This is a genomic window from Acetobacter tropicalis, from assembly GCF_030644465.1.
Lineage (GTDB): Bacteria > Pseudomonadota > Alphaproteobacteria > Acetobacterales > Acetobacteraceae > Acetobacter > Acetobacter tropicalis.
The window spans coordinates 3,196,842-3,222,500 of the sequence record NZ_JAUYUW010000001.1; the positions used below are offsets into that span (position 1 = coordinate 3,196,842).

Annotated in this window: 24 protein-coding genes (1 of these 24 cut by a window edge); 11 read left to right on the plus strand and 13 right to left on the minus strand. The window is 56.7% G+C overall.

Features of this window, described 5'->3' with window-relative positions:
- Nucleotides 1-6 precede the first annotated feature (6 nt).
- The 6 genes from QWU00_RS14475 to QWU00_RS14500 all read left to right on the plus strand — a co-directional run bounded on the left by QWU00_RS14475 (nt 7) and on the right by QWU00_RS14500 (nt 6,621).
- Nucleotides 7-771: a biotin--[acetyl-CoA-carboxylase] ligase gene (locus QWU00_RS14475; RefSeq protein WP_035380832.1), complete on the plus strand. Its 765-nt coding sequence runs from the start codon at nt 7-9 to the stop codon at nt 769-771.
- Entirely contained in the window at nt 755-1,567 is an 813-nt protein-coding gene (locus tag QWU00_RS14480; protein ID WP_035380831.1) for a type III pantothenate kinase, read from the plus strand. The genes QWU00_RS14475 and QWU00_RS14480 overlap by 17 nt, the downstream gene beginning before the upstream one ends.
- A gap of 8 nt (nt 1,568-1,575) precedes the next feature.
- Entirely contained in the window at nt 1,576-3,222 is a 1,647-nt protein-coding gene (locus QWU00_RS14485) for a ribonuclease J (RefSeq protein WP_006558254.1), read from the plus strand.
- 156 nt (nt 3,223-3,378) lie between these two features.
- Nucleotides 3,379-4,695, plus strand: a complete 1,317-nt coding sequence (gene proS, locus QWU00_RS14490; protein WP_035380829.1) for a proline--tRNA ligase — start codon at nt 3,379-3,381, stop codon at nt 4,693-4,695.
- A 2-nt stretch (nt 4,696-4,697) separates the two neighbouring features.
- Nucleotides 4,698-5,945, plus strand: coding sequence for a lipoprotein-releasing ABC transporter permease subunit (locus QWU00_RS14495; protein ID WP_035380828.1), 1,248 nt, complete (start codon nt 4,698-4,700; stop codon nt 5,943-5,945).
- A complete protein-coding gene (locus QWU00_RS14500; protein ID WP_035380826.1) occupies nt 5,938-6,621 on the plus strand; it encodes an ABC transporter ATP-binding protein in 684 nt (227 codons plus the stop codon). Before QWU00_RS14495 ends, QWU00_RS14500 begins: the two co-directional genes overlap by 8 nt.
- 22 nt (nt 6,622-6,643) lie before the next feature.
- On the opposite strand, the gene QWU00_RS14505 is transcribed toward QWU00_RS14500, so the two are convergent.
- A complete protein-coding gene (locus QWU00_RS14505; RefSeq protein WP_035380824.1) occupies nt 6,644-7,129 on the minus strand; it encodes a glutathione peroxidase in 486 nt (161 codons plus the stop codon).
- Nucleotides 7,130-7,380: 251 nt separating this feature from the next.
- Here QWU00_RS14505 and QWU00_RS14510 point away from each other — a divergent pair, with 251 nt between their 5' ends.
- Complete coding sequence (locus tag QWU00_RS14510; protein ID WP_035380822.1) at nt 7,381-8,190, plus strand: IclR family transcriptional regulator; 810 nt, start codon at nt 7,381-7,383, stop codon at nt 8,188-8,190.
- Nucleotides 8,191-8,262: 72 nt separating this feature from the next.
- Nucleotides 8,263-9,096: a DUF3108 domain-containing protein gene (locus QWU00_RS14515; RefSeq protein WP_081939079.1), complete on the plus strand. Its 834-nt coding sequence runs from the start codon at nt 8,263-8,265 to the stop codon at nt 9,094-9,096.
- A 111-nt stretch (nt 9,097-9,207) separates the two neighbouring features.
- Here QWU00_RS14515 and glmS read toward each other — a convergent pair whose 3' ends face one another.
- Complete coding sequence (glmS, locus tag QWU00_RS14520; protein WP_006558262.1) at nt 9,208-11,031, minus strand: glutamine--fructose-6-phosphate transaminase (isomerizing); 1,824 nt, start codon at nt 11,029-11,031, stop codon at nt 9,208-9,210.
- Entirely contained in the window at nt 11,031-12,377 is a 1,347-nt protein-coding gene (gene glmU, locus QWU00_RS14525) for a bifunctional UDP-N-acetylglucosamine diphosphorylase/glucosamine-1-phosphate N-acetyltransferase GlmU (protein WP_035380818.1), read from the minus strand. Before glmU ends, glmS begins: the two co-directional genes overlap by 1 nt.
- A 115-nt stretch (nt 12,378-12,492) precedes the next feature.
- Between glmU and QWU00_RS14530 the strand changes: the two genes are divergently transcribed.
- On the plus strand, nt 12,493-13,191 hold the full coding sequence (locus QWU00_RS14530) for an HAD hydrolase-like protein (RefSeq protein ID WP_035380816.1): 699 nt from the start codon (nt 12,493-12,495) through the stop codon (nt 13,189-13,191).
- Nucleotides 13,192-13,404: 213 nt separating this feature from the next.
- Here QWU00_RS14530 and QWU00_RS14535 read toward each other — a convergent pair whose 3' ends face one another.
- From QWU00_RS14535 to QWU00_RS14560, 6 genes are read right to left on the minus strand one after another with little or no spacing between them, the layout of a single operon-like run.
- On the minus strand, nt 13,405-14,490 hold the full coding sequence (locus tag QWU00_RS14535; protein ID WP_035380814.1) for a glycosyltransferase family 4 protein: 1,086 nt from the start codon (nt 14,488-14,490) through the stop codon (nt 13,405-13,407).
- A gap of 12 nt (nt 14,491-14,502) precedes the next feature.
- Nucleotides 14,503-15,285 carry a nucleotidyltransferase family protein gene (locus QWU00_RS14540; protein WP_035380813.1) on the minus strand — a complete coding sequence of 261 codons (783 nt, stop codon included), beginning with the start codon at nt 15,283-15,285 and terminating at the stop codon, nt 14,503-14,505.
- Entirely contained in the window at nt 15,282-16,082 is an 801-nt protein-coding gene (locus QWU00_RS14545; RefSeq protein ID WP_035380812.1) for a sterol desaturase family protein, read from the minus strand. The genes QWU00_RS14540 and QWU00_RS14545 overlap by 4 nt, the downstream gene beginning before the upstream one ends.
- The gene (locus QWU00_RS14550; RefSeq protein WP_035380810.1) at nt 16,079-17,173 is read right to left on the minus strand and encodes an LptF/LptG family permease; all 1,095 of its coding nucleotides are present in this window, start codon (nt 17,171-17,173) and stop codon (nt 16,079-16,081) included. Before QWU00_RS14550 ends, QWU00_RS14545 begins: the two co-directional genes overlap by 4 nt.
- On the minus strand, nt 17,170-18,372 hold the full coding sequence (locus QWU00_RS14555; RefSeq protein WP_035380808.1) for an LptF/LptG family permease: 1,203 nt from the start codon (nt 18,370-18,372) through the stop codon (nt 17,170-17,172). The genes QWU00_RS14550 and QWU00_RS14555 overlap by 4 nt, the downstream gene beginning before the upstream one ends.
- 7 nt (nt 18,373-18,379) lie before the next feature.
- On the minus strand, nt 18,380-19,321 hold the full coding sequence (locus tag QWU00_RS14560) for a metallophosphoesterase family protein (protein WP_052051398.1): 942 nt from the start codon (nt 19,319-19,321) through the stop codon (nt 18,380-18,382).
- A gap of 89 nt (nt 19,322-19,410) precedes the next feature.
- Here QWU00_RS14560 and QWU00_RS14565 point away from each other — a divergent pair, with 89 nt between their 5' ends.
- Together QWU00_RS14565 and QWU00_RS14570 are read left to right on the plus strand one after the other, a co-directional pair.
- Nucleotides 19,411-20,391, plus strand: coding sequence for a diacylglycerol/lipid kinase family protein (locus tag QWU00_RS14565; protein ID WP_035380806.1), 981 nt, complete (start codon nt 19,411-19,413; stop codon nt 20,389-20,391).
- 55 nt (nt 20,392-20,446) lie between these two features.
- On the plus strand, nt 20,447-21,376 hold the full coding sequence (locus QWU00_RS14570; RefSeq protein ID WP_035381042.1) for a hypothetical protein: 930 nt from the start codon (nt 20,447-20,449) through the stop codon (nt 21,374-21,376).
- On the opposite strand, the gene spt is transcribed toward QWU00_RS14570, so the two are convergent.
- The 4 genes from spt to QWU00_RS14590 form a co-directional block, all read right to left on the minus strand.
- Nucleotides 21,373-22,584, minus strand: a complete 1,212-nt coding sequence (spt, locus tag QWU00_RS14575; protein WP_035380803.1) for a serine palmitoyltransferase — start codon at nt 22,582-22,584, stop codon at nt 21,373-21,375. The two genes, QWU00_RS14570 and spt, sit on opposite strands and share 4 nt — an antisense overlap.
- A 6-nt stretch (nt 22,585-22,590) precedes the next feature.
- On the minus strand, nt 22,591-22,842 hold the full coding sequence (locus QWU00_RS14580; protein WP_006558274.1) for an acyl carrier protein: 252 nt from the start codon (nt 22,840-22,842) through the stop codon (nt 22,591-22,593).
- 123 nt (nt 22,843-22,965) lie between these two features.
- Nucleotides 22,966-24,741, minus strand: a complete 1,776-nt coding sequence (locus tag QWU00_RS14585; protein ID WP_150395567.1) for a fatty acyl-AMP ligase — start codon at nt 24,739-24,741, stop codon at nt 22,966-22,968.
- Nucleotides 24,741-25,659 carry the 3' portion of a sensor domain-containing protein gene (locus QWU00_RS14590; RefSeq protein ID WP_035380801.1) on the minus strand. It continues 212 nt past the right edge of the window, so only the last 919 of its 1,131 coding nucleotides appear in the window; its start codon lies beyond the right edge, outside the window — the gene reads right to left on this strand; its stop codon occupies nt 24,741-24,743. The genes QWU00_RS14585 and QWU00_RS14590 overlap by 1 nt, the downstream gene beginning before the upstream one ends.

Sequence of the window (25,659 nt, forward strand, 5' to 3'; positions counted from 1 at the left end):
GATGGAATGAAGGCAGTTTGTCCGCCTTGGCGGCTGGAATGTTATGATGAACTGACTTCAACCTCGGATGTATGCCTTGAACGGGCCAGAGCGGGCGAAAAGCCTGGTCTGGCCCTTCTGGCTTTGCGGCAGACAAAGGGGCGGGGCAGCCGGGGGCGGAACTGGGTTGATGCAGGGCAAAGCCTCGCTCTTTCCATGCTTCTTGATGGCCAGCAGGCGGGGCAGGATGCTCTGGGCGGTTGGCCCTTTCTTGCGTCCCTTGCTTTTTTTGAAGGGTTGGCAGAGACCATGCCCGCCGCCCGTGATCATCTGATGATCAAATGGCCCAATGATATTCTGCTGGATGGGCAGAAACTGGGCGGCATTCTGATCGAGCGGGAAGGGCGGGCCCTCATTATCGGCATGGGTGCCAATCTGGCGCGGTCTCCGGCAACGGACGCCATAGGGCGGGAGGCAGCCTTTCTGGGACGATACGGAGAGCCTCCTCATCCGCGTGCTGTGGCGGAGGCCATTCTGGCGCAGATCACACGCTGGCGGGATGTCTGGGAGCACCAAGGGTTTGGTATTCTGTGTGCGGAATGGATGAAACGGGCGCATCCTGTGGGCACGCCTCTTGTGGTAAACGGCGGGACTACTTATGAAAAGGGGCGGTTTGCAGGGCTGGCCGCAGATGGTCGGCTGCTGCTTGAAACGGAAAACGGGATGAAAACGATCGCAACAGGAGATATCCTGCTGGCATCACAGGGGGCAGGACGTGCTGCTCGTCATTGATGCAGGCAACACAAATGTGGTGTTTGCCGTGCATGATGGTGCAAAGTGGCGGGGTACGTGGCGTATCACCATGCAGGCGCAGCGTACGTCTGATGAATACGCCGTCTGGCTGCTGGCGCTCCTGCGGATGCAGGGTATTTCCGCTGATGATATTGAAGGCGCGGTGATCGGCACAGTGGTGCCAGCGGCTCTTTATCATCTGCGTACGTTGTGTCGTCAGTGGTTCGCAGTTGAACCTCTTCTGGCCTCTGCCCGGCTGGATTGGGGCTTTGTGATCAAGATGGATAACCCCGATGAAGTTGGGGTGGACCGTCTTTTAAATGGTCTGGCGGCACACCATCTGTATGGTGGACCGTTAACAGTTATTGATTTTGGCACGGCTACCACGTTTGATGTGGTGGATAGTGAAGGCAGTTATTGCGGTGGTGTGATTGCGCCGGGGATCAATCTGTCTGTTGAAGCCTTGCATCAGGCTGCGGCGCGTCTGCCGCGTATTGGTGTTGGGCGCCCGGCAGTTGATTCCGTTATCGGGCGTAATACCGTTACGGCTATGCGCTCAGGGGTGTTCTGGGGGTATGTGGGTTTGATCGAGGGGATCGTCGAGAGGATCAGGCGGGAAGTCGGGCAGGATATGAAAGTGCTCGCAACCGGCGGTCTGGCTCCGCTCTTCTCGGAAGGAACAACGGTGTTTGATCACGTGGATTCAATGCTGACCCTGAACGGGCTGCGGATATTGGCGGGGCGGAATCCCTTGCCGCGTCTTACAATCGAAAAAGATCTTTTGACAGAAGGATAGTACATCTAATGACAGACCAGAACGGCGATTTCGCCTTTCTGCCCTTGGGCGGAACGGGCGAGATTGGCATGAATCTTAATCTCTATCGCCTGGGGGAAACCTGGCTGGCGATAGATTGCGGTATTGGTTTTAGCGGAAACGACACACCGGAAGCTGAAATTCTGGTGCCTGATCCCACCTTTATTGCAGAGCGTCGAGACCAGTTGGCAGGGTTGGTGATTACCCACGCGCATGAAGACCATATTGGCGCGGTGGCTCACCTGTGGCCGCTTCTGCAGTGCCCTGTTTACGTGACCCCTTTTGCTGGGGCCGTGCTGCGCCGTAAACTGGGTGAAGCCCGCCTGCTTCAGGAAGTGCCGATTCATGTCATCCCTTGTGGTGGCACGTTTGATGTCGGGCCTTTCAATCTTGAGTTCATTCCCGTTACCCATTCCGTGCCAGAAGCGCAGAGCGTTGTTCTGCGCACGCCCGCAGGGATTGTGGTGCATACCGGGGACTGGAAACTTGATCCGGACCCGCTTGTTGGCCCGCCGACGGATATCAAACGCCTGAAGGAAGTGGGTGAGGAAGGGGTTCTGGCTCTGGTGTGTGACAGCACCAACGTGATGAAGCCCGGTGCCTCCCAGTCCGAATCGGAAGTGCGTCGGAGCATGACGGACCTGATCGGCAGCCTTAAAGGCCGTATCGCCGTTACCTGCTTTGCGTCCAACGTAGCCCGCGTTGAAACCATTGCCATGGCTGCACAGGCGGCCGGCCGCACGGTGGTTCTGGTTGGCCGCTCCCTGCGCAATCTGGATGTGGCTGCGCGTGAATGTGGATATCTGTCTGGCGTTCTGCCGTTCCTGAACGAGCAGGATGCGAATGATGTGCCCGATGATCAGACGGTCATGATCATTACCGGAAGCCAGGGTGAGCCGCGCTCCGCCTTGTCCCGCATCTCTCTCGATATTCACCCCAACATTTCTCTGGGTGAGGGTGATACGGTCATCTATTCCAGCCGTATGATTCCGGGTAACGAGCGCGCCATTATGGCCGTGCAGGACAATCTGTCCCGTCGTGGCGTGCGCGTGATTACGGATAAAGACCATTTTGTGCATGTATCGGGTCACGCCACGGGCGGTGACGTGAGCACCATGTATGATCTGATCAAGCCGCAATATGCTGTGCCGGTTCACGGCGAATGGCGTCACCTCACGGCGCATGCCGCTTTGGCGCAGGATAAGGGGATTGCCCCCATTCTGCTTGAAGATGGCGATATTCTGCGTCTTGCTCCGGGCAAGGCCGAAGTGGTGGATACTGCACCCAGCGGTCGTCTGGCGCTGGATGGAGGCCGTCTGCTGCCAATGAATGGTGGCGTTCTGGCGGCGCGTCGCAAGATGCTGTTCAACGGTGTGGTAATTGCCAGCTTTGCGGTGGATGACGAAGGGTTTGTTATCGGCGAGCCCAAACTGAGCGCGCCCGGCCTGCTGGACCCGGATGATCTGGAAAGCGTGCGCGTGCGTGAAGAATTCGCCAACGCGCTGGATGTTATTCCCGATGAACTGCGGAATGATGATCAGGCGTTCCGTGATGCCGCCAAGACGGCATTGCGCCGGGCTCTGGGGCGTAAGCTTCAGAAGCGCCCGCTGGTGGATGTGCACGTTCTGCGTGTCTGAAGCCTTTGCCTGCATGATAGGCACATAAGCCGTGGAAGGAAGCCCGCATGATGCGGGTTTTCTTTATGGGCACAGTGCTTTACAGCAGAAGATGTTCAGGAATTTTTCGGGTAGACCCTGCTGTGGTCTGCCTTACAGACAAGGTTGAGTACGACCATGCGTCTTTCGCGCAGTTTTCTCCCTACCCTTAAAGAAAACCCGGCAGAGGCGCAGATCGTCTCTCATCGGCTGATGCTTCGTGCAGGGCTGGTCCGGCAGACGGCGTCCGGTATCTATGCGTGGTTGCCAGCGGGGCTGAAGGTGCTGCGCAACATCAGCCAGATTGTGCGTGAAGAGCAGGATAGCATTGGCGCGCAGGAAGTGCTGATGCCCACCCTTCAGTCTGCTGATCTGTGGAAGCGTTCGGGCCGGTATGATGCTTACGGGCCGGAAATGCTGCGCATTCAGGACCGGCACAAGCGGGAACTGCTGTACGGGCCAACCAATGAGGAAATGATTACGGATCTGTTCGGGCAGACTGTTAAATCCTACAAGGAACTGCCGCAGGTTCTGTATCATATCCAATGGAAATTCCGTGACGAAATGCGCCCCCGGTTTGGTGTGATGCGCGGCCGCGAATTTCTGATGAAAGACGCCTACAGTTTTGATCTGGATTATGCCTCCGCCGTTGCCAGCTACCAGCGGATGATGTTGGCGTATCTGCGTACGTTCCAGCGGTTGGGCGTGCGGGCCGTGCCCATGCGGGCTGATACTGGTCCCATTGGCGGGGAACTCAGCCATGAATTCCTTATTCTGGCCCCCACGGGTGAGAGCGGCGTGTTCTATGATGCCGCGCTGGAAGATCAGGACTGGCTGGATGAACCTGTTGATGTGAACAGCCCGTTGGCGCTGGAAACCTTCTACAAGCGGGTGACCACGCCGTATGCCGCCACCGATGAAATGCATGACACCACGGCGTGGGACGCCGTGCCGGAAGAGCGTCGGCGTGAAGGCCGTGGCGTTGAAGTGGGACATATTTTCCACTTCGGTACCAAATACACCAAGGCCATGGATATCAGCGTAAGTGCGCCTGATGGTTCTCAGATCTACCCGGAAATGGGGTCATATGGCATTGGTGTCTCCCGCTTGGCCGGAGCAATTATCGAAGCCAGCCATGATGAAAACGGGATCATCTGGCCAGATGCCGTAGCGCCCTTCAAGGCCGCGATTCTGAACCTGAAAGTGGGGGATGAAACGTGCGATGCCGTGTGTGAACGCATCTATAATGTGGATACGGAAGCCTTCCTGTATGACGACCGCACGGATCGGGCTGGCGCCAAATTTGCTGATGCGGATCTGATGGGGCATCCGTGGCAGATTGTGGTCGGGCCACGGAGCGCAAAGGAAGGGCGTGTGGAACTCAAGCGTCGTGCGACAGGTGAGCGGCATGACCTGAGCGTGGATGACGCTCTGGCACTGGTTCTGGCAGGCTGAGCATGTTTGGTCCCTTCGAGCGGGCAATAGCCGGGCGGTACCTCCGGGCGCGCCGTGGTGAGCGGTTTGTGTCTGTCATCGCCATTTTCTCGCTAGTGGGGATCGCACTTGGTGTGGCCACGCTCATTATCGTTATGGCGGTCATGAACGGGTTCCAGGCCGATCTGATGGACCGCATTCTCGGTCTGAATGGTGATCTGAGCATTTATGGCTCCGGGCGGACCATCTCCCATTATGAAGAGGTAACAGACCGGGTGCGCAAGGTGCCCGGCGTTATCAGTGCAACCCCGCTGGTGGAAGGGCAGGTGCTTCTGAGCGCTGGCTCTTTCAATTCTGGCGGCGTGGTGCATGGCATGACCAAACAGGGGCTGCTGGACCTTAAAGGGGTAAGCTCCTCTCTGGTGGCCGGGTCTCTGGATGATTTTGAAGGGGATGATGCTGTGGCCGTTGGGGTCACGCTCGCGTCCCGTGCAGGCCTCTCCATCGGGTCGCGTATTACGCTGATTTCACCGGAGGGCGCTGCAACGGCTTTTGGCACCGTACCGCGTGTGCGGGCCTACCATATTGTTGCGATTTTTGATGCTGGCGTGAATGACTACAATGCCAGCTACGTGTTCCTGCCCATGCATGCCGCGCAGGTTTACTTCCAGATGCCGGACAAGGTTACGCAGATTCAGGTCATGGTGCAGGACGCCCAGAATGTCCGGCCCGTAACCATGCGGATCATCAACGCGGTGGGCGATCCCGGCCTGCGTGTGTTGGACTGGACAAACGCCAACAATGCTCTGTTTGGCGCGGTGCAGGTGGAACAGAACGTCATGTTCCTGATCCTGACACTTATTATTCTTGTGGCAGCCTTCAATGTGATCTCGTCGCTGATCATGATGGTCAAAGACAAGACAGGGGATATTGCCGTATTGCGCACCATTGGGGCCAGCCGGGGCGCCATCATGCGCATTTTTCTGATGTGTGGTGCCTCCGTAGGCGTAACAGGCACGGTGGCCGGTACGGTGCTGGGCGTGGTGTTCTGTATGAACATTGAACGCATCAGGCAGGCGTTGCAGAGCCTGACGGGCACCAATCTTTTCAACCCCGAAGTTTATTATCTGACGCATCTTCCGGCCAAGCTGGTGTGGGGGCAGGTAGGGGAAGTGATCGGCATGGCACTTACCCTTTCTCTGCTGGCCACGCTTTATCCCTCCTGGCGTGCGGCACGGACTGACCCAGTTGAGGCTTTGCGTCATGAATGATGTGGTTCTGCGTCTTCAGGGCGTAAAAAAAACGTACCGTAGCGGGGAGGACGGATCTCTTCCCGTTCTGCAAGGGGCCGATTTCACCCTGCATGCGGGTGAACTGGTGGCACTGGTTGCCCCTTCGGGCACTGGCAAATCCACTCTTCTGCATCTGGCAGGTCTTCTCGATACGCCTGATGAGGGGGAGATTGAAATCTGCGGCCAGAGCACCCGTGGGCTAGCGGATGCTGGGCGTACGGCGTTGCGGCGTGATGAAATTGGATTTGTTTATCAGTTTCATCATCTGCTCGCAGAATTCACCGCCCAGGAAAATGTGATGTTGCCGCAAATGATTGCAGGCACACGCAAGGCGGAGGCCCGCGCACGGGCGGATGAACTGCTGGATATGTTCGGCTTACACCATCGGCTGAAGCATCTGCCCGGCAAGTTGTCCGGCGGCGAGCAACAACGGGTTGCTATTGCGCGTGCTCTGGCAAACCGGCCCGCTTTACTGCTGGCCGATGAACCGACGGGCAATCTTGATGTGTGGACAGCCGATGCCGTTTTTACGGAACTGATGGCGGCTGTGAAAAATCAGGGGTTAGCAGCCTTGGTCGCAACTCATAATGAGGAGTTGCTGAGCCGTATGGACCGTGTGATCACTCTTCGGGATGGGCTTGTGGTGGCGCGCTGACTCCAGCCGCCACCATCTTTTTTCAGCCGTTCAGCAAAGTCCGTTCAATGGCATCCCGCACGCGGGGCGATGTGGGGGATGTCACACTGGCAAACCAGGCAGCAGGCTGGCCAGATCGGTTGATCAGATATTTATAGAAATTCCAACGGGGGCGGCCCAGAAAACCACATTCCTTGTTCAGCCATTGGAACAGCGGAATGGCGTTTGTTCCTTTTACAGAACTGCGCGCCGCCATGGGAAAGCTGACGCCATAATTGCGGTGGCAGAAAGAAGCAATCTCAGAGGCCGTTCCCGGTTCCTGCTGCCCGAAATCATTGCTTGGTACACCAATAACCATCAGTCCTGCTTTTCGGAACTGGCTCCAAATAGCCTGTAAGCCTTCATATTGCGGTGTAAAGCCACATTTGGAGGCCGTATTGACAATCAGAAGCGGCCGACCGCGATAGTCATTGAGGTTGATTGTGTCGCCTTCCAGGCCAGGGAGCGTGAAATCATAAGCTGTGGTCATGGCGTGGTGCCTCTTTTGTTGCAAACGTCTCAGGGGTAAGAAGCCCTGTCTAGCGCAAGAAAAGAGAAGGGGCGAGAGGAGAGAGGGAGGGGGAAGCCTGCTGCCCAGTTGCGGGTTCTTGTCAGGCTTCCACCAATTTTTTGCGTTGGAGATCGTGTTCGTTTATTATTGTTCATTATGTTGAACACGATCCCGTATTTGGAATAATGAGGATATCGCCTCCTCTTGTCAACAAGGAAAATAAGATCGGCATGTCCAAACCTCAGGATTCTGTCCCGGCGCTCCGTCGGGCCGTGCGTATTCTCGATCTGGTCAAGGCTGCGCAGCGGCCTCCATTGGCGGCGGATGTGGCCCGGCAGCTGGATCTGCCAAGGAGCACCGTGCACGGGCTGCTGGCAGTTATGGTTGAACTGGGGTTGCTGGAAAAAACAGCCACGCAGGGTTACAGGCTGGGCACCCGGCTTCTGGACTGGGTGGGGGGCGTGACAGAAAAGCGGGATCTGGTGACGGAGTTCTATCAGTCCCTTGATGGCTTTTCTGATCTCGACACCTTTACGGTGACACTGACCCTGCTTGAAGGGATGGAAGTGGTGTATGTGGCCTGCCGCAACAGCGCCACGGTGCTGGGGGCCTCCTTCCGTGTAGGCATGCGTCTGCCTGCTATTTTTACAGCTACCGGAAACGCCATGCTGGCCGGGATGGATGATACATCCTTCAGGGAGTGGCTGACCCTGCATCCCGCGTCCACCTGGCCCGAACCCATGACACCCAATGGAATCCGTTCTGTCACGACTCTAGTGCGGGAGATTGCCGAGATTCGTGAGCGTGGCTATGCGGTGGATGATGAACAAATTCATGATGGCCTGTGGTGCTTTGGGGCCGGAGTGAAAGACTACTCTGGCCGCATGATTGCCGGAGTAGGCGTGAGCCTCCCTCAGACAGAACTGGGGCGGTATGATGTGAGCGAACTGGGTAACCGCGCTGTTGCGCTTGCTCAGGCTGTTTCCGGGCGGTTGGGGTATAGAAACGCTATGGCGGAAGGCGTAGAGAGCGAGCGTTAAAGTGAAAGCTGCTCTCTGATATCTGTCAGCCGGTCTGATCTCATCAGCCCTCACCAATTGAAAAGGAAGATTATGCCTCGGTCCTGTAAGAGAACTGGGTGGGCAACTGTGCGCCGAGCCGTATTGACTGTAAGTGCGAGTCTGGCATTGGTGATGGGCGCTGCGGGGGCCAGTCGGGCAGCCGAACAGACACCTCAAACAGAAGTAAAATATCTGGTGTTCGTGCACGGCCTGCATGTGATGGACATTCAGGCGTCCTACCGGCTTGATAATGCCCAATATGGGATTGGGGCGCATGTCAAAACGGCGGGTCTGTTTAATATGTTCATGAAAACAGACCTGACTCTTACCGCTCAGGGACGGTTCGCCGGGCAGGTCGTGGCTCCAGAAACGTTTGACAGCAAAGGCTGGTCGCGTCGCACAAACCGGCATATCACCCTTACCTATAAGGACAACCTGCCACAGGTCACCCAACTTGATCCGCCGGAGACAAACCGGGAGGCGGTGACAGAAGCTGAGCGGCAAGGTGCGGTTGATACGCTAGCCATGTTGATGGGTTTGCTACGGCAGGTAAGAGAGACACAGAACTGTGCCTTGCAGGAAAAAGTTTTTGACGGATTGCGGCTGACAACGCTTTCCGTGCAGGCGGGAAGCGAGCAGAAACTTCCCTCAAGCGGACCGTTGGACTGGGGCGAGGCAGCCTTGCGCTGCAATTTTGTGGGGCAGCAGATCAAGGGGTTCAAGCTCAGCAACGAACAAAGCAAACTGCGTAACCCGCAGCCGGGCCGGGCCTGGTTTGAACGGATTGGGGCTGCAGGCTTTGTGGCCGTCCGGTTGGAGCTGGATCATCCCAAACTGGGCCACATCACGGTTCTGCTGGATGGCGCCCCACGTCAGTTCCCGTAACGGGCAAGGCTCTTCTGAAAACAGGGCCAATAAAAAGCCCGAGTGAAAGAGAAACTTTCACTCGGGCGATATAGAGACGCTTATTGCGTCTAGTGTGATGAGTTCGCGGTTTTATTCAACCGTTACGGACTTTGCCAGATTGCGGGGCTGGTCCACATCTGTTCCCTTCAGAACAGCAACTTCATACGCCAGCATCTGCACGGGAATGGTTTGCAGGATGGGGGCAACAAAATCATGCACATGCGGCAGAACCACCATGTCTTCCGCAATGGCGGAAACACGGTCCGCGCCCTTGGTATCTGTAAAGACCAGCAGACGCCCGCCACGAGCCTTGGCTTCCTGAAGGTTGGACAGCGTTTTATCAAACAAGGGCGTGTAAGGCACGCTGGCGACAATCGGCACGGTGCGATCAATCAGGGAGATCGGACCATGCTTCATTTCCCCTGCGGCATAGGCTTCCGCATGGATGTAGGAAATTTCCTTGAGTTTCAGCGCACCTTCCATGGCAATGGGGAACATGCTGCCGCGGCCCAAATACAGAACGTCACGGGCCTCGGCTACAACGCCTGCAAGCCGCCGTATGGCTGCACCTTGCGTAAAGACCTCTGCCGCGCGGCTTGGCAGATCAAGCAGGGCTGCTACCAGTTCTTCTTCTGCAAGCGCATCTAGCGTGCCGCGTGCGCGGGCCGTGGCAATAGTCAGGCAGGCAAGCACTGTCAGTTGAGCCGTGAAGGCCTTGGTGGAGGCCACGGAAATTTCCGGGCCAGCCACAGTCCCCAGAACACTGTCACTTTCACGCGCCATGGTGCTGTGCTCAACATTCAGCACGGAAAGAATATGGATGGCTTTCTGGCGTAAGCTGCGCAGAGCCGCCAATGTATCCGCCGTTTCTCCAGACTGAGAAATCAGCAGGCCGAGCGAGCCTTCCGTCAGTGGCGGGTTGCGGTACCGCATCTCACTGGCAACGTCGATATCCACCGGCAGCCGCGCAATGGCTTCCAGCCAGTAGCGGCCAACCATGCCAGCATAGAATGCTGAACCGCAGGCGGTGATCACCGCACGAGGCACAGTGGCCAGATCAAAAGGCATGTCCGGCAAAAATACGCGGCGGCTGGCAGGGTCAACCATGCGCTGCAGGGTCTGGCCAATAACCAGCGGATGCTCATGCAGCTCTTTTTCCATGAAATGACGGTAGCCGTCCTTGCCAATGGCACCTGCGGCCAGAGCCGTGGTCTGCTCCTTGCGCTGAACAGGCGTGCCGTCAAACGTCATGAACTCCGCTTTTTGCGGAGTGATCACCACGCAGTCCCCATCTTCCATGTAGGTGATGCGGTTGGTCAGCGGTGCAAGGGCGAGGGAGTCAGACCCAAGGAACATTTCATCCTTGCCATAGCCAACAGCCAGCGGGGCGCTATGGCAGGCGCCAATCATCAGCCCTTCATGACCAGCAAAGATCATGGCGATGGCATAAGCCCCCTCCAGACGGTTGAGGGCTTTTAACGCGGCATCCTTGGGGGCAAGGCCCTGCCCAAGATGGTAATCCACCAGTTGGGCTATGGTTTCGCTATCCGTTTCCGTGCTGAAAACCTGTCCGGCTTCTTCCAGTTCACGGCGGAGGTCTTCAAAGTTCTCAATAATACCATTGTGAACAATGGCGACGCGCTCCGTGCCATGCGGGTGTGCATTGCAGGTTGTGGGGGCACCATGGGTTGCCCATCGTGTGTGGCCAATACCCGTTGTGCCCGGAAGCGGGTCCTGTTCAAGAAGCGCGCCCAGATTATCCAGCTTGCCGGCAGCGCGGCGGCGTTCTACCCGGCCGTCCACCAACGTGGCGATACCGGCGGAATCATATCCGCGATATTCCAGACGGCGCAGTCCTTCAAAGACGATGGGCGTGGCATGTCGCAGACCGACAACACCGCATATTCCGCACATCAGCCGTTTTCCTTTCGGGCTTTGAGTGTTTCCTTGAAGTGCCTGCCCAGTTCGGGTTTGCTCACCTGACGGGAGCGGCCAAAGGCAAGGGCATTTTCAGGCACATCCTTGGTAATGGTGCTGCCAGCAGCAATCATGGCATTGGTGCCAATGCTGACCGGGGCCACCAGAATGGCGTTTGAGCCGACAAACACGTTGTCACCAATTAAGGTGCGATGTTTGAAGAAGCCGTCATAATTGCAGGTAATGGTACCGGCCCCCACATTGGTCCGGGCACCAATATCGGCATCGCCCAGATAGGTCAGGTGGTTGGCTTTGGCACCGTCTCCTACCGTGGTGTTCTTGACCTCAACAAAATTGCCAATGTGGGCTCCTACACCAATATCCGCTCCGGGGCGCAGGCGGGCATAGGGGCCGATCAGCGCATTGGCCTGCACCTCACACCCTTCCAGATGACTGAAAGCACGGATTTCTGCGCCGCTTCGCACGGTAACACCGGGGCCGAACACCACATGCGGTTCGACCAGCACATCGGGTTCAAGTTCGGTATCAGCGCAGAGAAAGACTGTTTCCGGCGCGACCAGCGTTACGCCGTTTTCCATGGCTTTCGTGCGCAGGCGGTTCTGGAGGGCGGCTTCAGCTTCGGCCAGTTCCACGCGGGAATTGATGCCACGCAGTTCATCTTCTGCAGCTTCCACGGCGCGTACACGTACGCCGTCCGCTACCGCCAGATCGACCACGTCCGTCAGGTAATATTCACCTTTGGCGTTTTCATTTTTCACAGCCTTCAACCACGTGCGGAAGGTGTCTGCATCCGCGCACAGAACGCCTGCATTGCATAGATCAATGGCGCGTTCCTCCGATGTGGCGTCCGCCCATTCCACAATACGGTCCACATTGCCGTCCTGTGCAACTACCCGGCCATATCGTCCCGGTTCCTTGGGGCGCATGGCTAGCAGTGCAAGCCCAACATCGGGCGAGCGGCGTTCTTCCAGAAGGCGGTTCAGAGTTTCAGCCGAAATCAGCGGATTATCCGCATAGAGTACGGCTACATCCCCTTCGCCAAAATATGCTTCAGCCTGCAGGGCCGCGTGGGCGGTGCCCAGCCGTTCATGCTGTACTACCACCGGGTAAGGGGCTGCCAGTTCGGCAACATCTTCCATTTCAGGACCAATGACCACCACCAGCCGATCAAACACATCTGCCGCATTGGCGATCAGATGCGCCAGCATGGGGCGGCCGGCCAGCCGTTGCATGGCTTTGGGGCGGGAGGACTTCATGCGGGTGCCCAGCCCGGCGGCCAGCAGGACCGCAGTGGCAGGACGGGAAGGGAGAGGAGATGTCATGATTGAATTGCGGTAAGCCAACCTCACGCCCCTGTCAAACGCCGGGCTGGAGGAAACCTGAAATCTGGATATCATAAAATTTTTCAGGACTTTACTGAAGAAGGCAAAAGCAGTGATGAAACAGAAACTCGCAGTGTTTGACATGGATGGCACATTGCTGGACTCCCTGCCGGATCTGGCAGAATGCGGGCGGGAACTGCTGGCCAGCTATGCTCTGCCGTCCGTATCAGACGCAGAAGTGCGCCGCATGATTGGCAACGGGGTGCCCATGCTGGTTGAACGCCTGCTTCAGGCTGGGGCAGAAAAAGGAGCGGGTGCGCAGGTGGCGGACATAGATCACGCTCAGGCCTGCCGCCGCTTTATGGAGTTCTACACCCCACGGGCCACCCGGCTATCCCGATTGTTTCCGGGCACAGAAGACACGCTTCATACGCTTCAGGCGCGGGGATGGCTGCTTGCAGTCTGTACCAACAAGCCGGAAGTCGCGGCACTGGCCATTCTGGAACGGTTTGGCCTTTCTCCCTTGTTCGCCTGTGTGGGGGGAGGAGACAGCTTTGCCGTTAGAAAGCCGGACCCCGGCCATCTTCTGGGAACAATTGCCATGGCCGGAGCGCAACCGGAGAGCAGTGTGATGATCGGGGATATGTCTCCAGATCTTCTGGCTGCGCAGGGGGCAGGCTGTCCGGCTCTGTTTGCAGCGTGGGGGTATGGTGATGGCAATCTAGCGGAACTGGCGCAGGCCGAAGCGGCAAGCATGGTCGATGTGCCCGAGAAAGCAGAATGGCTACTGCAGAACGCATGCGGGGCTCTATGAGAACGTAGGGAGAGGCGAGGGATTACAGCTCTTCCAAAAGGCTGTTTCAAGAAACCGGAAAGCGAGGGCTGGCAAGGGGCTGAAAGCCGACCGAAAGGCTCGATGCAGGCTCACCACTGTGACGGGAAACATCGCTGATCTGCAAAACGCCTTCCAGACCCGCCCTGTCAGATTTTGCAGGCAGTCAGACCAGATATCTGGCTGTTCCTGTCTTTAGGGGGCGATCTGAGCCAACCGCGCGAGAACAGCCTGTCCGGCTTTGGTAAACGCGTCTTCATTGAAATGGGAGAAGACATAGCTTCGGGCAGCTTGTCCCATCTGATGGAGCGTTTCAGGGCGTGCGAGCGCCTGTGCGAGGCAGGCCGAGAGCGCTTCTGTATTGCGTGGAGGCACAGTCCATCCTGTTACGCCGGGTTGGACAGAGCGTGTCAGTTCTCCCACTGCTGATGAAATAACCGGAAGACCTGCCTGCATGGCTTCATGCGCAGCCATGCAGAATCCTTCCCAGTGAGAGGGTTGGAGATACAGATGCTGGTCCGCCAGAAACGCACCGGTGTCTGAGCAGAATCCCGGCAGGGAGACCTCATTCTGCAGTCCATGAAGCCGCACGAGCGCTTCCAGTTTCGCCCGTTCTTCGCCTTCTCCGGCAATAGTAAGGTGAAACGGAGGGAGCGCATCTGTTTGCTTAAGCTGTGCCAGCGCAAGGCAAAGCGTGTCATACCCTTTAACTGGATGAAGTCTGCCCACTGAACCCAGCCGGATGGTCTCGCCTGCCTGCCATGGGCGGCTTTGCGGGGCAGAAGCCCGCGCATGAAAAATGGGCCAACACATCAGCCTGTCTGCGGGGATGCCCAACTGGGTGCGGGTAACCTGTGTCACGTAATCGGAATCGCCTATCCATAGGCAGGATGCGTTACGCCGCAAGCGGAGCAAGGTGTCATTCGGCGGACGGAGTTTGGCTGAATGTTGCCAGCTTATGACAGGGATACCACGTTTCTGCCCTACGCTCTGCCCAAGAAGCGTTGCCCGCGTCAGGGAGGTCCAGATATGGGTGGGCCGCCACAATGCAATCTGCTTTTGCAGCCAGAAAAAGGCGGCCAGATGGTCTTTTCGGCCACCCTCGCGGATAAAAACCTCCAACCCGGCATCGCGCATCGGTTTTTCGGCGCGTCCATCGCGCCGGGTCAGGGCGAAAACAGCGACTTCATGACCAGCCTGCCGAAGCACCCGCGTAATGGCTGGAACAGGAAAGGCCGCACCACCGCCTTCCGTGGAGTTGATGACGTAAGCAATACGCATGGAAATTCAGTTTCAGGCTGGCGCTTCAGCCGCAATCAGTTTCTCTGTCAAAGCCAGATCGGCAGGCTTATCGACATCCACGGCAGCGCGACCATCCGAAAGGCAGATCAGTTCAGCCCGGGCACCTGTCAGCTTGCCAATCCGAGCGCACAAGGCCGCCCGGCTCAGTTTTTTGCAGAGCGCTTTTAGCAGCACCATTGGCCCCAGAAGCCAGGCAATGCGGAGAGGGTGTTTGCGGTTTTTCTCCACTTTCAGCCAGAGCGTCGCCACGTTTACGGCGGCAGGGGAATTGAAGAGAAACAGATTACAGCCAGAGAACGCCAGATCAGAAAGCCGGATAAAGGTGCGTTTGGTGCCCGGCACATCTCGCAGCACAACGGTTTCAGGGGCAACTGCGGCGGCGACATCACACTGTGGGCCGCATTTTTCCAGGAATTCCGTAATCCAGTCGGGGCGCAGCAAAGCACTGTCGGCCGTAGTGACAAGCAACGGCGTGCCGAACTGCGCCAACCCCGCCAGAACGCTGGCGCTTGGCCCTTCCGGGCGAGAAGGGATGATGCCGACATCAGGTGGTAAAATACCATTCAGAACCGTCGGTTTATCAATGCAGACAGCAATTCGTCCAACTGCTGGGGTAGCACGGAGGGAGGCCAGAACCCGCAAAATCATGGGAGTGCCTGCTACGGGCAGAATGGCTTTATGAGAAACCCCGGCTGCCTGCGCCATGGGGTCTGGCGCCCCGGGCCGTGTACCGGCCAAAACCAGAACGTTCAGACCTTTGGAAGGAATGTTCATGCGGCGTGCCGGGTGCCACGCGCTGCTTTGGCGTCTGGCCGGGCGCCATCCGGACGGTCACGTGGGGGGGAGCCTGTCAGATCCATCACCCACGGGTAGATTTTGGCTTCCTTGATGTCATAGCCCAGATTAAAAACGGTCGGGCTGCGGGGGCGTGCTTTGGCGTCCTTGTAATAGCTGCCAAACAGGCGATCGACCACAAAGCTGGTGATACCGAAATTGCCGTCTTCATCATGGAAATGATGCAGAACGTGGCGGGCTTTCATGCGCTGGATCCAGGCGGAACGCGGTTTATAGTTCAGGTGCTGGATGCAGTGGAAAAATTCATAAATGCACGTAATGGTAACGCCTGTGCCAAATGCCGTGGCAGATGCCCCAATACCCCCGATCAGATAGCCGATGGGGCAGGTGATGATGGCGATTGTTGGCAGCGTGGTGACGGGCGCACCAAACAGCACATCCAGCAGATGCGGGTCCTGATGGTGGTCAAAGTGGATCCGTTTCCACAAGGATGCGGTCCACTTCATTTTATACAGAACGCGACCATGCAGCACATAGCGGTGCAGCAGATACCACACCAGTGGATAGACCAGAATAACGGCAACGATGGAAACAAGCGTTGCGCCCCATCCTGCAAAAAAATGCGTGGCGACGGCAATGCAGGCAACAATCAGAGCAAAATAGAGCAGAATGGTCGGGTAGGTGAGATACGCAACCCAAAGCTGTCTGAGGTTCATTTTGCCCAGATCAAAGCTCCGGCCTGTTTTCAGGCTCGCATTGTTCAGCGTTCCACTCATTTTGCTTCATTCCTCAAAAGCACTGTTGCGGCCCCCAGCGTGAAGATAATCAGGCCAGGAACAGTTGCAACGGGCGGTGGCAGAAGGCCCGCATTGCCCATGGCGCGTAGAAGACCTTGCGCCACAATAAACAGCAGACCTGCCCCCAGACACCAGACCGGAAGCCAGCTACGGGTGCCCGTGCGAGGAGGGATATAGATCACCGGCATGGCAATTAACAGGAGTACCAGCATTGCAGCCGGACGCAGAAAGCGCTCAAGCAGCCCGGCCTGTAGAAAACCCGGACTGGAATCAGAAGGCAGATGCCCCCGCAACATGCCGATGATGGTGCCGGATGAAAGGGGCGGATTTTCTGTAGAAAGGCGGATAAAATCCCACGGATGCAAGGTTGTCTGCCAGTTTCGCTGCTCTTCTGACGGCAGGCGCGTTGCCGTTGGATCATTGATCTGAATGCGTTTGACGGTGTGAAGAACCCACCCATTGGCATGGGTATAATCAGCGCGATCAGCGTGGATCACTTCTTGCAACAAACCTTTTTCATCGCGTGAGTAGATATCCAGACCGGAGAGCATGTTGCCCCCATCAGCCACGTAGGTCACACGCGCAACCTGCCGCCCTTCATGAAACCAGAAGGCATGGCCTTTTTCCGGGTGGGGATCTGTTCGGTTCCACCAGGCGGCCAACGCCTGTTCCGATCGTGGTGTTACCTGATCATCAAGAACGACTCCCAGCGCACCAATAATCAACGTGGCCGGGATCAGGCGTTTATACAGGCCGAGCATGGAAAGGCCCGATGCCTGCAGGATGGCCATCTCACTCGCCAATGTCATTTGGGAGAGCATGACCAGCGCCCCGATCAGCAGACTGAGAGGGAGTGCCCCCGCCATGAGGAAGGGTAGCCGCATGCCCGCGTAGGTCAGAATTCCCGCAATACCCAGGTGGCGTTGCAGGATGGGCGTTGTCTGTTCCAGCAGAGCCAGAATTTCCAGAAGCCCTACAAGCACGGCGCAGCTAAAGAGCACGCGGTTGAGCAGGACACCGGAAAGATAACGTAGGAGAACAAACCGGGGCGGATGAGAGGTTTTGCTCATGGTACAGCCTCTCCTCCGGTGGTTGAAGACGCTCGTCTGGCGGTCCATTGGGCTTTGAGCGCCTGAAACACGCCAGCCTTGTACAGCAGCAACAAGGAGCAGCCGATCACAAAGACCCATGCAGGCCCCCAGATAATAAGAAGGGGAGCCTTTTTTGTGGCAACCATGCTGTGCCCAAACTGAAGCAGGTGGTCAAAGCCCACCATCACAATAAACGCCACCACAAGCCCTGCGCTGCTGCGTTGCCGCTTGCGCATGATGGCAAGGGCTGCCGCCAGAACGGGAATGAACGGGATGGTCAGGCTACGCGCCAGCCGGAAATGGACCTCTGAGCGCATATGGGGGCGGGAGATAGCCGGGTCCCGCTGTATCAGGCGGCTGACCAGCTCTGGAGAGGTCAGTTCCCGTTCATCTTCTCCGCGTTGGCGGAAGGGTGACAGGTGAGAGGCTTCCGTCAACGTTTTGGTCGCGTGGTCGAACGTGGTGAGAGACGGGACATTCTTTCCGTTGTCTGTCAGGATGGTGCCGTCTTCCAGATCAATTTCCACGGCGGAATTGTCAGATGCCAGCCGGATGTGCCCCCGCGCGGCGGTAATGTCCCGCTCCTGATGGTCGGAGGTATCGCGAATGAACACCTTTTGCAGGTTGGAGCCAGCATGATCCACATGGTCTGCCACAAGGGTCAGATGGTTGGAGGGGCTGGCGAACATGCGTGATTGCAGGCGGGGGGCCCAGCCTGTGTGGCTGGCAACGTAGAATGCCTCTCGGAAGTCATAGCGGGCATGGGGTTGGACAAAGCCATACAGCAGAAAGGACAGAAACCCCAGAAAAGCGCCGAGCAGGATAAAGGGGCGGGTAATCCTCACAAGAGAGATGCCGCTGCTGGTAATGGCGTCAATTTCTTCGTTCTGACTCATGCGCCGGATAACGGAGAACACGCTCACGCACAGGGCGGCGGGAATGGCCAGCCCCAGATAGTGCGGCAGCAAAGTGCCCAGCAGTTCCAAAAATGTGCCCAGATGATTATTGCCTGCCGCCAGCAGGTTGAACAGCACCAGCAGCCGCTCCAGCAGCAACGCCGCCATCACGACGGAAAGTGCAACCAAAAAAGGCGGAATGACCTGCGCAATCAGGTAACGGTCCAGCGTTCCCGGCGTGAAGAACGCTTTCACCCTGCGCAAGAGAGGCTCGTGCTGCATGGCGGCTTCATAGCGCCTTTGTGCAAGAAAGGCGATGGGGGGAGAAATGGTGCAAAAATCCGTCCTGCATCCTGCCGTTAGCGCCTAGTTCTCGCCTTTGAATGCTTATCTGCCAGTGATTGGCCTCAGCCAGAACGGAAATACAGTTCCATCCTGCGGCCTGGACCAGAGTGGTCGCACTATGTGAGGCAGATGTCGTGCCAACAACCGGAATATGCGTGTGTGGAATGTTAGAGAGAGTCGCACGGTGCGAGTGGCCGTGCAGAACAAGCTCTGCTCCCTCGCGTTTCAGGATGGCCTGTAATCGTTCCACCCCATCCAGTCCCTTTCGTTTGCTTACCAGTCCTTGCACCGGTGGGTGATGGATCAGCACAATCCGGCAGAGTCCTTTTTCTCCCGTTTGGCGCAAAAGGCCGCCGAGAGCGTCAAGTTGGGTTTCTGAAACGCGTCCCGATGCAAAGAAAGGTGGGGTCGGCGTGGCGCTGTTCAATCCGATCAGCGCCACGCTTCCTTTTTTCAGTAAGGACGGAAATCCCGTCTGGCTTTGTAACCAAGGGGCCCACTGTACGCTTTTGCTCTCAGCGTTCTCACGGATCAGTGCATCATGATTGCCGGGCACAAGAAGCGTATCCGGCAAGTCCTGAGCTTGTAGCCAGCGCGTTGCCGCCTCAAATTCCGATGCCAGTCCCAGATTGGTCAGATCGCCTGTAAGAGCCACCAGATCCGGGTTGTGGCGGCCAATATCCTGCATGACAACCGCCAATGGCGCACCCAGATGCATATGGCGGCGCTTGAGCCGCCAGGAGAGAAGGGACAGCATACGTTTGAAGCGGATTTCACGCAGCGCCGGGAGCCCGACCAGCGGTAAATGCGGGTCAGAAAAATGTGCAATTTGAAGAGAGGGCAAAAACAGGAAACTCCGGCACAAGGGGGGCTGAAAGGACAGCATGTGACAAGTGCATGAAGTCTCACTATACCACCGGCGTATGCCGGGGCAAAAGGCGCTGGCGCATTATCTGCAACCGCATGAGTGTCTGAGTGCCAGATCGTTTCGCCTTAATTCACAATTCCCGTAGCCGACGCAATCTCAAGGCGGATCGTCAATACCTTGCAACCGCGCAGGAAATGCTCGGTCCGATGTTTTATGCGCCGGCTACATCCGAGGCCCTGCAAGAAACAATTGAAGATCTCGCCCGCCAACAGGTGGAGTGTCTTGTTGTTGATGGCGGGGACGGAACGGTCGGCAAAGTGCTGAGCGTTCTGTATGCCTCTTCTTACCCCAACCACAGCTTGCCCATGATTGCGGTATTACCTTCAGGTAATACGAATCTGATTGCGGCAGATGTCGGGTTTGGTCTGCGTGGGGTGGAAGCCCTGCGCCGCCTACAGGAGCGGGCCAGATCAAAACGGTTGCTCTCTGATGTCAAACAGCGTCAGCCTCTGGTCATCTCATGGCCAGGACAGGATCGGGCCGCCGAGCTCGGCTTTTTTGGGGGGCTGGGCGCTTTTACACGCGCGATTGAGATCGCCCACCAGCCCGCTATTCTGAAAAATTACGCCCATGACGCTGCGGTGCTGGCAACGTTTGCTCTCACAGCGCGCCAGCTACTGACACCCCGTCTGCGGCAGGGATGGTTGAATGGCACGCCTGTAGAGCTGGGGCTGGAAGAAAATACGCCAGAAATGCAGGCGTGTTTCCTCTTTCTGTGCACAGGACTGCAGTGTCTGCCTCATGGAATCTGGCCTTTCTGGAAATCGGAGGGAGAAGCAGACCGGGGTATCAGTTATTTGAATGTTGAAGCCCGACCGGAACGATTGACCAAAGCCATCTGGAACCTCGTGCGGGGGCGGGCTCCCGCATGGATGCAGAACAGCCCATTTTACCGTAGCGGTTCTTCCGAGCGGATCCGGTTGTGCACGGAGCAGTCTTTTGTGCTGGACGGGGAGGTGCTGGATACCGGGCCAGGCCAGTGTCTGGACATCACTGCGGGGCCAATCGTGTCTTTTCTTCAGGCGTAAAAAGGCGAGAGTGATGGCGGAACGGCTCTCTGGCGAACAGGTCAATGCCCATAAAATGCTGAGTGAACAGATCCATCAGGAACTGAGCACCCCCGTAGCCTCCGAAATCACAGAATTTGTAAGTGCCATGCTTGGGGCTGCCCGGCCTTTGGGAGTCCTGTTTTATGGATCAGGGCTGCGCAGCGGAGTTCAAGAAGACACATTACTTGATTTTTATGTCATTTTGCGGCGGCAGTCAGATTGGCCTCGGCCTTTTCTGGCGCGTATGGGCAATGCGCTTTTACCACCAAATGTGGAATATCATGAAATCGAGATTGGTGGGCGTTTGCTTCGGGCGAAGGTGGCGCTTTTGTCTTTGGCGCAGTTTCGCACCTTAACGGGCTTGCAGACATGGGACACCACTGTATGGGCTCGTTTTTCGCAACCTGTAAGGTTGGTCTGGGCCGTGGACTCTCAAGCTGCGCATGCTTTGCAGCAGTGCGTTATGCGGGCCACCATCACAGCTGCCTTATGGTCTGCATGGTTGGGGCCGGAGAGTGGACAGCCGGAAGAGTTTTGGAATGCGCTCTATCGCCGAACGTATCAGGCTGAATTGCGAGTGGAAAAAGCAGGGCGAGGAGCTGGTATCGTTGCCAGCTATCAGGATCGCTATGATCGCCTTCTGTTGCCATGCTGGCGGGTAGCAGGGCTGGGCGTGCATGAAAATGGCGGGATGCTTAAGCCGATCCTATCGCCTGCTCAAAAAGAAAAGCAGGAAAAAGCATGGGGGCTGAGGAAAAACCTTGGGAAACCTCTTAATATTGTCCGGTTGATGAAAGCAGCGTTTACTTTCTCTGGCGGCGCACGCTATGCCGCGTGGAAAATTGAACGGCATAGCGGCATAACCGTAGTGCTTACGCCATTTGCAGAAAAACACCCCCTTATTGCCGGTCTGCCGTTGTTATGGCGGCTGTGGCGTAAGGGAGCGTTTCAAAAAAGCCGTTAAAGGGCGGACTCAGCAATAGCGCCAGATTCCAGACCAGCCTGACGGAAAATTTCGATTGCCTGATCAATCTGGGCGGGTGTGTGGGTTGCCATCACGGAACACCGCAGCAGGGGGCGATGGTCTGGGGTGGCCGGGGGCAGACTCAGGTTGACGTACACCCCAAGGTCAAGCAGCCGGTTCCACATGGGAATGGCCTGTTCCAAGGATTCCAGAGTAACAGCAATAACCGGGCTTACCTGTCGGCTGGCGTTCAGACCAATCCGGTGGAAGCCTGCATGCAGATGGGCCGCATTGGCCATCAGGTGCGTCCGCAGTTCAGGGTGTTCCTGCATGTCCTCCAGCGCGGCCATGGTGGCGGCAATCACTTCTGGCGGCAATGATGCCGTAAACATATAGGGGCGGCAGTTCAGACGCACCATTTCCAGTTCAGGGTGATCGGAAACGCAATAACCGCCAACAGTACCAAGGCTTTTGGAGAAGGTGCCAACCACAAAATCCACATCGGCTTCAACGCCAGCTTCTTCTGCAACACCCAGCCCTTTTTCTCCCATCACGCCAAAGGAGTGGGCTTCATCAACCAGAAGATATGCGCCCGTTTCCCGTTTGACGGCCGCCATTTCCGCAATGGGTGCCACATTGCCGGTCATGGAATAAATGCCTTCCACAACAATCAGCTTTGCGCCCGGCGTTCCGTCCAGTCGCTTAAGGCGTTTGTGCAGATCTTCGGCATCATTGTGGCGGAAGCGGATCACCTGCGCAGGGCTCAGACGGCTGCCATCATAAATGCTGGCGTGGCTGTCTGCATCCAGAATCAGATAATCGTCTTTTCCCACCAAGGTGGAGATCATTCCCAGATTGGCCTGATACCCGGTGGAAAAAACCATGGCGTCCCGGCGGCCAAAATAGGCAGCAATACGCTGTTCCAACTGACGGTGCAGGGACTGCGTGCCATTGGCGATGCGTGACCCTGTTGTGCCGACGCCATATTTGCCCACCGCGTCCTGTGCAGCCTTGATGGCACGCTCGGACTGGCTGAGGCCAAGATAGTTATTGGTGCCGAAAAGCAGTGTTTCCCGGCCCTCAATCACGCCAACTGTCGAAGAAATCGGCTTTTCAATGACAACAGCAAAGGGGTTGCGTCCGCCTGCCTGGACCAGAGCGCCAAGTGCACTGGCCGTGCCGTCAAACTTGGAAAAAAGTGACGTCATACGCACTCAGCCTTTGTTTTTCAGGTCAACAATGCAGGTTGCAAGATCATTGATGGTACGGATGTCAGCCAGCTTGTCCAACGGAACGGAGACATCCAACGTATCTTCAACTTCCATGACAAAGTTCATGACCGCCAGAGAATCAAAGGCAAGATCTTCCATGATCTTGCAGTTTCCATCGATATCGCGAGGCACCTTCGGGTTGGCGAGAAGCTTCTGGATGATCAGCGCAGAAACGCTTTCAACGGTTTCGCTCATATCGGATCCCTTCATCCTTATGCGTGTTTAAACAAAATGAGCTTCCGCCCAATGGCGCGACCTTATGGGAGAAAAACAAGGGTTTGACCAGTGTCTCCCCTCCATCAGGAACGCGGAGTAAGCTCAGCAGGCTGGGGCTACATCTGGTTGCGGTTCAAACACACCGCTCAAAAACATGTTGCGTGCCTTGGCCCGTGTCAGTTTGCCAGACGATGTCTGCGGCAAGGCATGAGGTGGAACCAGCACAACAGAAACATCAACTCCGTGTAGGCGTCGGAACAGGTTTGCAGCGTCATTACGCAAGGTTTCGCGCATCTGCGGGTCCGTCGCGCGGCACTGAATCAGAGCTACAATTTCTTCCTGCTCTCCTTTTTCAAGAGAGAAGACCGCCACATCCCGGCTGCGGAGAGTTGGAATATTGGTTTCAGCCGACCATTCCAGATCCTGCGGCCAGATATTCCGCCCATTGATGATAATCAGATCTTTTGCGCGGCCTGTTACCACAATCTGGCCGTTCAGCATGTAACCCAGATCACCGGTGTTCAGCCATTTCTGCCCATCAAGCACTTGGCGCGTTTCGTCAGGGCGGCGGAAGTAACCATCCATCAGGCTGGGGCCGCGCACAAAAATGGTGCCCACCTGCCGGTCTCCCAGAATATTGCCATGGGCATCCCGAACCTCCAGGCCATGGTCTGGAAGAACCTTACCGCACAGAACAAAGGTCCGGGTTGGTGTGTCTGGATGGGTAGGGGCTGTGGCAATGCCTTTGCTTTCCAGGACTGTCAGGTCAACCGTATCCGTCTGAATCCCAGTGTTCAGGGGAGCAAAGCTGATGGCTAAAGTGGCTTCCGCCATGCCGTAGCTGGCTTCAAATGCTTTTGCGCTGAAACCCGCACTGGCAAAGCGTTCGGAGAACTCTTCTAGAATATGGGGACGGATCATGTCTCCGCCAATTCCAGCTACCCGCCAGCTTGAAAGGTCAAGACCTGCTGACGCAGGACGGCGTGCACACAGTTCGTAACCAAAGGACGGGCTGTAGGCGATCGTGCCCCGGTTCCGGCTGATGAGGTCAAGCCAGACGTGCGGGCGACGGGCAAACTCCCGGGTAGGGAGCATGTCCACCGTTAACTGGCAGGTCATGGGGGTGAGGAAGAACCCAACCAATCCCATGTCGTGGTAGAGGGGAAGCCATGAAACGCAACGGTCTCCGGTTTCACGTACCTGCAACCCATCATGGGCAATAGCGGCGACATTGGCCATTCCGGACTGCTGGCTCACACAGACACCCATTGGAAAACGAGTGCTACCGGAAGAAAACTGAAGATAAGACAAGGCTTCGGGCTGAATTTCGGGCAGAGGCACATCAGAAACAGGACGCGCCATCAGATCCGCAGGGGACCCGGCAAAAACCAGCCCTAAACCGCTGACAATGTCATCCGTCCAGCCTTCAATAATCTGCGGAATAATCACGGCGCTTGCGCCAGAACTGGTGATCATTCCCCGCAAGGTTGAGAGATAAGCCTCTTTACCCGCAAAAGCGACAGGGAGGGGGAGCGGCGCGGTAACAAGGCCCGCATACTGACACCCAAAGAATATCCGTGCGAAATCACCATCGCTTTCAGCCACAATTGCAACGCGGTCACCGGGTTGAAGGCCCATCCCCAGCAGGCGCTGGCCGGTTTCAATCGCCTGTTCACGAAGTTTTTTATAAGGAAGGGCTTCCAGCAGAACCCCTTTGCCAGAATAGATATTAAAACCGGCATCGCCTTGGGCTGCATAATCCAAGGCAGCAGGGAATGTGGCGAAGTCCCCATAACGGCGCGGCTGACCGGACTGTGTTGGAACCGGCTGCAAGGTCTCTTCGTTTGAAGGTAAAGAGGCAGAGTTCATAACGTTCATCAGCTGGCCATTCGAAGAAAATCAACAATTGCATCGGCGCCTACGGGCGCAGTGGGTTCGTCTCCGCTGAGATCGAACGTGTCGCGTATATAATCTTTTTGCAGATTTACGAAAGCATCATGTGAACAAAATGCGTCGTCCACGGCTTCGCCAAGATAGTCGACCGTGTTCACAACTGGCCCAAGTGTCCAGAATCTATAGTTTTCATCCCCTTCCCACGTCACATTATGGGCGTTGAGAAAGAGACAGGCGCGGGGTTGGACCAGGAACTCCGCTATCTGAGAACTCGCGTCTCCCAGATACAGATCCGCAGCCGACGTATAAGTCATGTCGATACTGCGCGTGCTGCCGGTGTCTATAATCATATGGGAATGCCCGCCAAAGGCTCTTTCAAGCTGGCGTGCTTCAGTGCGCCGGTTATCGAATAGCCGGTAATGAGGCGCAAAGATCAGATTATAACGGTCCTGATTGGCGAAATGAGAAAGAACATTCAGCCCCATTTTCGGCCAGGATGACAGCCGCGCGTTGAAATGCGGGTTGTAGAGGATCGTCGGGCGGTTGTTATTGAACAGGCGGGTGCTCGTGCTCCGCATACGGCGCACCATGTCAAATTTGGCATAAACACCAGTATGATAACAGCCGGGGCGGATGGCTCCCTGAGCCAGCAGTCGCTGCTCCACCTTACGCCCGGCCATCAGAACGTAATCAAAATTCTTTACGTCCCGTGCAAAACCGATAGCACGATCGCCTGCGCCATGGCGGGTCCAGATCAGGCGTGGTTTGCGCACGCCAAACTTCCGCAAATAGAGCGATGTCCGTTCCGGAACGACGATGCCCTGAAATGTTGAGAAATATTTCTTGTTTAAAAACAGGCTCGCAAGCCGGGAGAAAACGGTGTGCCCGTGCCGTTCTACGTGT